The sequence below is a fragment of the Parafilimonas terrae genome (assembly GCF_900115755.1).
In the GTDB taxonomy this organism is placed as follows: domain Bacteria; phylum Bacteroidota; class Bacteroidia; order Chitinophagales; family Chitinophagaceae; genus Parafilimonas; species Parafilimonas terrae.
This window is the reverse complement of the sequence record NZ_FOXQ01000005.1, coordinates 210,694-222,279: the sequence shown is the minus strand read 5'-3', so window position 1 is coordinate 222,279 and position 11,586 is coordinate 210,694. Positions and strand designations below refer to the sequence as shown.

5 protein-coding genes are annotated in these 11,586 nt (G+C 39.6%); all 5 read left to right on the top strand.

Annotated elements, in window-relative coordinates; genetic code table 11:
* Nucleotides 1–244: 244 nt before the first annotated feature.
* Nucleotides 245–2,620 carry an ABC transporter permease gene (locus BM015_RS10285; RefSeq protein ID WP_090657989.1) on the top strand — a complete coding sequence of 792 codons (2,376 nt, stop codon included), beginning with the start codon at nucleotides 245–247 and terminating at the stop codon, nucleotides 2,618–2,620.
* A 61-nt stretch (nucleotides 2,621–2,681) separates the two neighbouring features.
* Entirely contained in the window at nucleotides 2,682–5,048 is a 2,367-nt protein-coding gene (locus BM015_RS10280) for an ABC transporter permease (RefSeq protein ID WP_090658207.1), read from the top strand.
* 144 nt (nucleotides 5,049–5,192) lie between these two features.
* Nucleotides 5,193–7,655, top strand: a complete 2,463-nt coding sequence (locus BM015_RS10275) for an ABC transporter permease (RefSeq protein WP_090657986.1) — start codon at nucleotides 5,193–5,195, stop codon at nucleotides 7,653–7,655.
* Between the two features lie 164 nt (nucleotides 7,656–7,819).
* Complete coding sequence (locus BM015_RS10270) at nucleotides 7,820–9,064, top strand: outer membrane protein assembly factor BamB (protein WP_177191875.1); 1,245 nt, start codon at nucleotides 7,820–7,822, stop codon at nucleotides 9,062–9,064.
* 65 nt (nucleotides 9,065–9,129) lie between these two features.
* On the top strand, nucleotides 9,130–11,523 hold the full coding sequence (locus BM015_RS10265; RefSeq protein WP_090657982.1) for an ABC transporter permease: 2,394 nt from the start codon (nucleotides 9,130–9,132) through the stop codon (nucleotides 11,521–11,523).
* Nucleotides 11,524–11,586: the final 63 nt, after the last annotated feature.

Genomic DNA, 11,586 nt, shown 5'->3' with positions numbered 1-11,586 from the left:
TAAAACCTGCGTTTAAATAGATCAAACATTAGATATGTTTAAAAACTATTTCCCTGCAAGGCACTTCGTAATTTATGGAAGCGCAAAGCATATTCCATCATAAACATCGTTGGCCTTGCTATTGACATGGCCGCCCTGCATTATTATAATGACGTTTGTATGGAAATGATGAATTATATAACATGATGTCAGAAGCTCGCAGCTCATAGCCTGAAGCTAAATAATACATCAGAAATAAATATCTATGTTCAAAACAACATTCAGAAACCTTTGGAAAAATAAAGGTTATAGCTTCTTAAATATTTTTGGGCTGGCCATTGGCATTGCCTGCGCCGGTTTAATTTTTTTATGGGTAGAAGACGAACTGAACTTCGATCAGTTCAATACTAAAAAAGACCAACTATATTTTGTCCGCGAAAACCAAAAGTATGACGCTTACACAGCAACATTTGGTTCAACACCGGTGCCGTTGGCGCCAGCCATGCAATCGGCTATCCCTGGCGTTGCCAACACATGCAGGTTAGGAGGTGAAGGTTCATCAAAACTTATTTCCATAGGCAACAAATCAATGTATGCCATTGGCAGTTATGTTGATGCTTCTTTGTTCAGCATGTTTACTTTTCCGTTTGTGGAAGGCAATGCCAAAACAGCTTTTTCCCAGTTGCATTCTATGGTTATTACACAGGCAACAGCAAAGAAGTTTTTTGGTACAGATAAAGATGTACTTGGTAAAACAGTGCGTGTGGATAATAAGCAGGATTATATAATTACAGGCCTTATAAAAGATATTCCCAAAAATTCAACCGTAAATTTTGAATGGGTTTCGCCATTCGATGTGTGGTATAATGAAAATCAATCATGGGCGCAGTATTGGGGCAATAACTGCTTATCCACCTTTGTTGAATTAAAGCCCGGTGTAAATGCAGCTTCAGTAAATAAATTGTTGTATGATTTTATTCAGCAACATGAACCTAAATCTATAGCAAGGCCGTTTTTATGGTCGCTGCACGACTGGCATTTGCGCGATGAATTTGATAACGGTGTGCAAACGGGTGGCGGGCGCATTACTTATGTGCATTTATTCACCACCATTGCATGGATTATTTTACTAATAGCCTGCATTAATTTTATGAACCTCTCCACAGCGCGCAGCGAGAAGCGTGCAAAAGAAGTGGGTGTGCGAAAAGTGTTAGGCGCCGGCAGGCAAAGCCTCGTCTTCCAGTTTATAACTGAAGCGCTGTTCATGGCGGCTTTGTCTGCAATGCTTGCCTTAATTCTTATGGCGCTGGTATTGCCTGCCTTTAATTTACTGGTACAAAAAGAACTTTCGTTAGGCTTAAATAGTCCGTTGCATATAGCGGCATTGCTTGCTATTACTGTTGTTTGCGGGCTGGTAGCAGGCAGTTATCCGTCATTATACTTGTCCTCCTTTAATCCCGTATTTGTTTTAAAAGGATTGAAGCTTAAGGCAGGCAGCGCCAATTTTATAAGAAAGGGGCTGGTAGTGGTGCAATTTTCCGTATCCATTATACTTATTATAAGCACCATTATTATTTACCAGCAAATACAGCATGTAAAAAGCAGGAACCTTGGTTTTAATAAAAATAACCTGCTGCAAATTGAAATGAACAGCGAACTGGCTAAGAATTATGCTGTGGTTAAGCAAGATCTTTTAAATACAAACATTATTGAAAGCCTTGCATTGTCTAATTATAATACATTATACAGCGGTAATAACACAGGCGGGCTTACGTGGGAAGGTAAAGCATCCAACAACCAGATACTGGTATCCACGCGTTTTGTTTCGCCGGGCTATATGAATACAGCCGGCATAAAAATCCTGGGTGGAAGAGACCTTGTTGAAACCGACAGTATTCAATCAAAAAAGATGAATGTAATGATCACGCAGTCGCTGGAAAAATTAATGGGTAAAGGCAGTGCTGTTGGCAAAACATTGCATTGGGATGGTGATACAAGCAACCTTGTTTTAAATGTTGTGGGCGTTGTAAACGATTATATGTATGGCGATATGTATGGCAAGCCGGACCCTGTTATGTTTTTTTGCGTAAAGCCGGAAGATGCATCGCTGGTATATGTGCGGCTGAAGCATGAAACAAATGTTGAAGCTTCGCTTAAACAAGTTGAAGCGGTAATAAAGAAAGATAATCCATCATATCCCTTCGTTTATCATTTTGTGGATGAGCAGTTCAACCAAATGTTTCAGAATGAGCAACTGATAAGCCGGCTTTCAAAAATATTTGCCGCGCTTGCTGTAATTATCTCGTGTTTGGGATTGTTTGGTTTAGCTGCTTATACAGCGGAACGCAGAACAAAAGAAATAGGCATACGCAAAGTATTGGGCGCAAGCGTTTCTGGTATTACAGCGCTTATATCAAAAGAGTTTTTATTGCTGGTTGCTGTTTCATGTTTTGTTGCTTTCCCGGTTTCATGGTGGATGATGCGCGACTGGTTGCAAAATTATCAATACAGGATTGAGATAAGCTGGTGGGTATTTTTAGCAGCAGGTATTTCAGCCATACTTATTGCTTTAATTACCATCAGCTTTCAATCCATAAAAGCGGCAGTGGCTAATCCCGTGAAGAGTTTGAGAACGGAATGAGGCAGTCAACGGTCAACAGTTGACGGCCAACCGTAAATCAGACATCAAAAAAACAACTTGTATGTTTAAAAATTATTTTAAAACCGCCTGGCGAAACCTGGTGAAGAATAAGTTTTATTCTGTCATCAATATTGCAGGGTTAAGCATTGGCTTAACCGTTGGTTTACTCATTTTATTATGGGTGCAGGATGAGTATAGTTACGACCGTTTTCACAAGAATGCACCTAATATTATCAAGCTGGAAAATATGGTGGCCACCGGCTCGGCAAGGCAATTGTGGACAGTAACTACAGCGCCGATAGGTGAAATGGCAAAGAAAGAAATTCCCGGTGTAAAAGATGTGGTGCGTGTTACGGAAAATTATTATTATGGTTTATATAAATACGGGGATAAAGTATTCAGTGATGAAAGGACCGTGGTTACTGATCCTTCATTTTTTTCAATGTTTGATTTTAATATCATTAAAGGAAATGCAGCTAATCCCTTTCCCGACAGCCGTTCAGTTGTATTAACTGAAACAACAGCCAAAAAGTTTTTTGGAAATGATGATGCAATAGGAAAAGTTATAACTACTGAATATAAAGATGCTTTTAAAGTTACCGGCATCATAAAAGACTTTCCTAAAAATTCAACCATACAGGGAGATATGATTTTTCCCATGAGCCTTGTTGCTGAAAAAAATTATAGCAGTAATACGGATGGAAAGAACATCAATAACGATTTCAGCAATTTTGATTACAATACTTATCTCCTGCTGCAGCCCGGTTTTTCGTTTGAAGGCTTTGCCAAAAAACTGCGCAACATGCATTTGAGCATTAAGCCGGATGATACTGATATTGGTTATGTGTGGCTGCCGCTTAATAAAGTGCATTTATACCGCGCCGATGATGGCGACGGCGGCATTGGCACTGTACGTATGTTTACCATCATCGCTATTTTAATACTGGTAATTGCCTGTATTAATTACGTAAACCTTTCCACGGCCCGCTCCATGCTGCGTGCAAAAGAAGTGAGCTTAAGAAAAATTGTTGGCGCAGCAAGAACGCAGTTATTCCTGCAATTCATAACAGAAACAGCATTGCTTTTTGTAATAGCTATTATCATTTCGCTTGTACTTGTTTACAGCTTAATACCGGTTTTCAATACAGTGGCATCCAAAGAAATTGTTTTAAATTTTACTGATTATCATATATGGAAAATAATACTGTGCACTATTGCGGGCACGCTTGTTATTTCAAGCATTTATCCCGCATTATTATTGTCTTCTTTTGAACCGGTAAAAGCTTTAAAGGGAAAGATTAACGCAAACTTCAGTAATGCTGCATTCAGAAAAGTGCTGGTGGTTGTGCAGTTTACTTTTTCAATCATACTTATAACAGGAACTATTGTAATTGGCAAGCAATTGCAATACATCAATTCAAAACAATTAGGCTATGATAAGGAGAATGTTTTATCAATGAAGATGATATACATGGCCGGGCATCTCGAGGCTGTTAAAGCTGAACTTTTAAAGCAACCAGGTATAAAAGATGTAACGTTTGCCAATGCCGATATAATCGACTTTGGTAATCAAACCGGTAATAATGATTGGGATGGTAAACAAACCGGCGAAACAGTTATGCTAAGCCCTATCAACATCAATAAAAACTTTATCCCTTTCTTTAAAATGCAATTGATTCAAGGCGGCAATTTTACCGGAGCTGTTGCAGATTCCATGCACTTTATATTGAATGAAACAGCCGTAAAAACCATGCGTATTAAAGACCCGGTTGGCAAACGCCTGCGTTTATGGGAAACAGAAGGAACGATAATAGGCGTTGTAAAAGATTTTCATTTTACCTCTATGCGCACAAGAATAAAACCCGCCGTTTTTTATGCGCAGCCGCTTAACTATGGAAATATTTATATTAAAACAACGGGCAAAGATGTACCGGCGGCTATAGCTGCAGCCCAAAAAGAATGGAAGAAATACAACGCGAACTATCCGTTTAAATATAGTTTTCTTGATGATAATTTTAACCGCTTATATGCTGCAGAACAACGCACCGGTTTACTCTTCAACATATTTGCCGGCATAGCTATTTTTATTTCATGCCTTGGTTTATTTGGGCTCGCAGCTTATACAGCGCAGGTGCGCACAAAAGAGATAGGCGTAAGAAAAGTATTAGGTGCAAGTGTGGGCAGTGTTATACAATTGCTGGCAAGGGACTTTATTAAACTTGTAATTGTTGCCATTGTTATTGCCACGCCGGTTGCCTGGTATGCAATGGATAAATGGCTGCAGGATTTTGCCTATAAAATAAATATTGGATGGAGCGTTTTTGCCGTTGCAGGTTTGCTGGCTGTAATTATTGCAATAATTACCATCAGTTTTCAATCAATAAAAGCCGCATTGGCAAATCCTGTTAAAAGTTTGAGAACAGAATGACAGCCCATCCAAACCTTCCCGAAGGGAAGACCTGGTAGGCCGCTGAATATATAAACAGCATTCAATTAATCACGATCCTTAAATATCTTCTCTAAAGGAAGGGATTTAAGGATAGACGGCTTGCAGCAAAATAAACTATCTTTTATGTTCAACAATTTCTTCAAAACAGCCTTTCGCGTATTTGCCCGCAACAAAGCGTTTACAGCTATCAACATACTGGGTTTATCAATTGGCGTAAGCGCAGCGCTCATCATTTTTTTAATTGTTCAGTTTGAACTGGGCTATGATAAAATTGAAACCAATGCAGACCGCATTTACCGTGTTGTAATGGATATGAAGTTTAATGGAAATGAAGGCCACTCTGCTGCTGTGCCTGCGCCCTTAAGTGCAGCCATACAAAATGAAGCAACAGGCGTTGAAGCCGTTGTTCCCTTAATGCAGTTCCAGGGTGATGCAACAGCGAAAGTAAGTGTAGTAAAAGCCGGTTCAGCGCAGCCTGCTGTTTTTAAAAAGCAGCCGGATATTGTTTTTACTAACCCGCAATATTTTTCACTGCTGCCTTTTAAATGGCTTGCTGGTTCACCTGAATCTTCATTGAAAGATCCTTTTCATGTTGTGCTTGCGGAAAGCAGGGCTAAGCAATATTTTCCTTCAGCCAACATTAATGATATTATTGGTAAGCAAATAAAATATAATGATGATTTTACTGCCACTGTAACCGGTATTGTAAAAGACTTAAATGCCCGCACTTCTTTTAATGCAGTTGAGTTTATCTCTTTTGCCACGATAGCACAAACGCACATGCAGGATGATTTTATGATGAATGTGTGGAACGACTGGATGGCTTATTCTTCTGTATATATAAAACTTGCTGCAGGCACAGATATTTCCAGTTCAGAAAAGCAGCTAAACGATATTTTTAATAAGTATAATAAGAATGCGTATAAGGATGACCTTAACTACCAGCGTTTTCATTTGGAGTCATTAAACGATATTCATTTTAATGCTTTATATGCAGGGTTTAACCAGCGGCTGGCGCATAAACCCACTTTATACGGACTGCTGGCTGTGGCTGCGTTTCTCTTAATACTTGCATGCATCAATTTTATCAATCTTACAACTGCCAATGCTGCAAGCCGCGCTAAAGAAATCGGTATCCGCAAAACAATGGGCAGCTCAAAAAAGCAGCTCATCTTCCAGTTTTTAGGCGAAACATTTTTGCTTACTATAACAGCCGGTATTATTTCTTTTTGTTTGGCTCCTGTGCTGCTGAAATTATTTGCAGATTTTATTCCGCCGGGATTAAAATTTCAACCGTTGCGGCAGCCTTATATCTTTTTGTTTTTATTGTTGCTTGCTGTTGTTGTAAGCTTTTTGTCAGGCTTATACCCGGCATTTATTTTATCAGGTTACAAACCGGTCCGGGTTTTAAAGAATCAGTCTTTTTCATTCAGCAATGAAACGAGGCATGCGTGGATAAGAAAAGTATTAACGGTATCCCAGTTTGTGATTGCGCAGTTCTTTATTATCGCTACTGTAATGGTAAGCCGGCAAATCAATTATTCATTGAATGCTGATATGGGTTTCAGAAAAGATGCGGTTATAAGTTTTAATGTTCCCCGCACCGATTCAGCGGCTGATCATCGCGCTGTATTGCTGAATGAAATAAAGCATATTGCCGGTGTGCAAATAGCGAGTATGGGATTTCTTACACCTGCAGATAAAGGCGCTGCTTTTACCAGTATAAGCTATGCCGGCGCAACCAATGATAATAAAGAAAGTGTGCAGTTGCGCTGGGGCGATACCAATTACCTGAAACTATTCAACATAAAAATATTAGCTGGCAGAAATGTGCAGCAAAGCGATACTATTAAAGAGTTTTTAATAAACGAAACTTACGCAAAATCGCTTGGTTTTAAGCATCCGGAAAATGCGTTGGGCAAGCTGCTTGATTTTAATGGAAGAAGGCTGCCCATTGTTGGTGTAATGCACGATTTTAATGAACAGTCTTTCCACGCAGAAGTTGGCCCGCTGGTATTTTCCAGCCTCGGTTCGGGAAGTTATTTCTTCCATGTTTTATTGCAGCCGCAAGCTGCGGGCGCATCATGGCAAAACACCATTGCGCAGATTCAAAAATCATATCATCGTTTATATCCTGAAGAAGATTTCAGTTATAAATTTTTAGACGAAACTATTGCCAAATTTTATGAAACAGAACAGCGCACTGCAAGTTTGCTGGGTTGGGCAACAGGCTTATCAGTGTTCATCAGTTGCCTGGGTTTATTAGGACTTGTGATGTACACCATCAATACACGCACAAAAGAAATAGACATAAGAAAAATATTAGGTGCAACGGTTACCAACATTATTTCCATCTTATCAAAAGACTTTGTGCAACTGGTATTGGTAGCTTTTGTAATTGCTGCACCCGTTGCATGGTGGGCAATATATAAATGGCTTGAAGATTTTGCTTACAGAACAGCAATAAGCTGGTGGATATTTGCTTTGTGTGGTTTTGGCATGCTCATGATTGCACTTATTACTTTAAGCGTGCAAACCATAAAAGCAGCAATAGCCAACCCGGTGAAAAGTTTGAGAACGGAATAAACGGATTGGAAGATTTAAGTCTGAGAAATTTAACCGGACTTCATTCTTCCAACAATTATTGCCTGCAAAATAAATATTCAACCATTTATGTGTTTACCTGTTGCTGAAATATAAAAGCGCAGTAAGTTGGCAGATAAACCGCAACCGGAAAAGGCTTTATGTTTATGAAAAAATTTTTAAAGAGATGTATTGCAACTTTACCTGCATTGCTCTTAATCAGTCATATATATGCGCAACAATTCTGCAGAACGCCCGATAAAAAAAATTTTACATCAGCCAAGCCCGTAAGTAATGCACCCGCTGTTAAATGGAAATTCAAAACCAGCGGCCATGTATTTGCTTCGCCTGTTCTCTCCGGCAATATGCTTATTACAGGTTCATGCGACAGTAATCTTTATGCGTTAAATAAAACCAATGGCGCTGTTATATGGAAATTTAAAACCGGCGGTGAAATACGCTCATCTGTTGCCATAGATAATAACATGGTTTTCTTTATAAGTACGGATGGTATTTTTTATGCGCTCGATGCAGCAACCGGTAAGCAACGATGGCAATTTAAAACAGCAGGAGAAAAATTTTATGATGCATGGGATTATTATCAGTCATCACCTGCTGTTAATAACAATCGCGTTTATTTTGGTTGTGGCGATGGATACATATACGCATTAGGCCAGCTATCCGGAGAATTGTTGTGGAAATATAAAACAGGCGGAATTGTTCATGCATCGCCGGCTATTGCAGATGATGCAGTTCTCGCAGGCAGCTTCGATGGTTTCTTTTATTGCATTAATGAAGACGGAACGCTGCGCTGGAAATTCAACACAATCGGCGAGCATTATTTCCCTTTAGGTGAAGTGCAGTTTAATGCAATCATTAACGACAGCACGGTATTTTTTTGTTCAAGAGATTACAATGTATATGCATTGAAAATAAAAGATGGTGGCGGCCATTGGGTATATCATCAACCCGGAAGCTGGACGAGTGTGCCAAGCCTTTCACCAGAACGGTTAATTGTAACCATGTCTGATTCGCACAGCATACTTGGATTTGAAAAAACCTATGGTGCAAAACTTTATGAAACACCGGTTCCGCTAAATGTTTTCAGCAGCGCTTCATTAAACGACAGCGCTGCATATTTCGGTTGTATAGATGGAATGGTTTACAAACTGGATATTAGTTCAGGCAAAGTTTCAAAACTCTTTCAGACGGATTTCAGTAAGCAGCATTACCATGATTTTATGGATGCTTCGGATAAAATAAGGGCGGATATAATTGAAAAATATAAAAACGATGTAACGCCGCTTTATACAGAATTCCTCAAGATGGGAAGCATTTTTTCAACAATATGGATAGATGATGGCATGCTTTACTTTGGCAGCGCAGACGGTTATATTTATGCGTTGGGATAAGTAAAACTCCCTTTCATACGGGCACATAGAAAATGAAGATTAATAACAATTAAACAAAGCTCATTATGCTAAAAAATCTTGTGCTTGTTGCGTTGCGCAACTTAAAAAGGGACAAATGGTACAGCCTCTTAAATATCATCGGGCTTGCTATTGGTATTTCATTCAGCCTGTTATTGATATTTTATATCATTGATGAATTAAGCTATGACCGGTACAACGAAAAGGCTGACCGCATTTATCGTGTAAACGCTTATGTAAAAGAGCCCGATAAAGACACGATGCGATGGGCCATTACACCTTTCCCAATGGGAGCAGCTTTGAACAAAGATTACCCGGAAGTGGAAGAAGCCGTTCGTTTTGTAGGCGCTGGTGGCGGCAACGATATTATGTATAAAAACGGCGACCAGCGTTTATATGAGAACAAAGTGTTTTTTGTTGACAGTAATATCTTCAAAGTTTTTACGCATAAGTTTATTGAAGGCAGCCCGCAAACAGCATTGGTGGCGCCAAACTCAATGGTGCTTACACAATCTGTTGCGGAGAAATTTTTTGGCAGGAATAAAAGCTACGTTGGAAAAACACTGGAGAACATTAATGGCGATGTATATAAAGTAACCGCAGTTATAAAAGACGTTCCGAAAAACTCACATCTTCTTTTCAATATATTAATTTCAAGAAGTTCGCTGCCTGCCGATTTTGCCAATAACTGGGGTGGCTTTGGATTTTATACTTATGTGCTGCTTAAACCAAATACGAGTGCAGCCAGTTTTGAAAAAAAATTATTGCCTGTATATGATAAATACCTTGCTTCCATATTTGCGCAGTTCAATATAAAAATGCGGTTTGGTATTATACCCGTTACGGCAATTCACCTGCATGCGGATACAGATAATGAACCGGAAGAACTGGGCAGCATGTCGTACATCTACATATTTGCAGCAGTAGCATTTTTCATGTTGTTAATTGCCTGCATTAATTATATGAACATTACCACGGCGCGTTCTGCAAGGCGGGCAAAAGAAATAGGCATAAGAAAAGTTGCCGGCTCTACGCAAAAACAATTAGTGGCGCAGTTTCTTGTTGAATCTATTGTAACGGCATGTTTTGCTTTGCTGTTGAGCATCGGCATTATTGCATTGCTGTTACCGGCTTTTAATACTATTTCGGGCAAGTTTATTTCGTTTGCTACTTTGTTGCAGCCAAAAACATTATGGATAATGTTAGGCGTTGCTGCGTTTACGGGTTTGGCGGGTGGAAGTTATCCTGCATTCTATCTTTCAAAATTCAATCCTGTAAATATTCTCAAAGGCAGCTTGTCAAAAGCATCAGGCAATGTAACGCTGAGGCGGGTGCTGGTAGTAGTGCAATTCTCCATTGCCATGATAATGCTTATATGTACCTGGGTGGTATATGGCCAGTTAAAATATCTGCGCAATAAAGACCTTGGCTTTAATAAAGCTCAGGTAATGAACCTTAGAATTAACGGGCCCAACATGCGCAGCAAGATAACTGCGTTTACTAACGAGATGCGCAATATGCCGCAGGTATTAAGTGTAAGTACAGCACAGGCAGTGCCGGGCCAGAATATTAACCTGCAACTGTTTTCCGTGCAATCAAAAAATGGTTTTGTTGAGCAGGGTGTAAACAATTACGCTATTGATGAAAATTATATTAATACGCTTGGAATGAAAATGGCGAAGGGCCGCAATTTTACAGGCCTTTCCGATACGTTGCGCAGCATTATTGTAAACGAGAAAATGACGCAGCAATTTGGCTGGGGTAATGATGCTGTTGGCAAGCGGGTAAAGTTTGCAGGCGATACATCGGGCTATTATGCAGAAGTGATAGGCGTGGTGAAAGATTTTAACCAGCAATCATTGTATAATCCTATTGCGCCGCTTATACTTTTTTACCAGCCGGTAAGCAACAGCGTACAGCTAAAGCTGAATGCACAGAATATAACACCTGTTGTTAAATTAATTGAAAGCACCTGGAAAAAGATATTTCCCGATATCGTTTTTCAATATACTTTTCTCGACCAGGATTTTGATTCGCAGTATGCTGCAGATCAAAAGCGTGGTAAAATATTTACGGCATTTTCAATTCTTACCATTGCCATTACCTGTCTTGGTTTACTGGGGCTGATTGCATTCACCACGCAGCAACGCCGGAAAGAGTTAAGCATAAGAAAAATTATGGGCGCAGGCGTGGGACAGATCGTGCCGCTTGTTACAAGAAATTTTATTGCGCTGGTTGGCATCTCATGCCTCATTGCTTTTCCAATTGCCTACCTGTTTATGGATAAATGGTTGAAAATATTTCCTTACAACACAGGCTTATCAGCAACACCATTTTTATTATCCGCATTAACGGTATTGATCATTACAATGCTCACCGTAAGTTTTCATGCAATAAAAGCTGCAACAGCCAATCCCGTAGAAGCGCTACGAAGTGAATAATGAATGTGAATGGTAAACTGAATAAGATGAAGTTAAAAGCTCACAGCTTGTGGCGCATGGCCC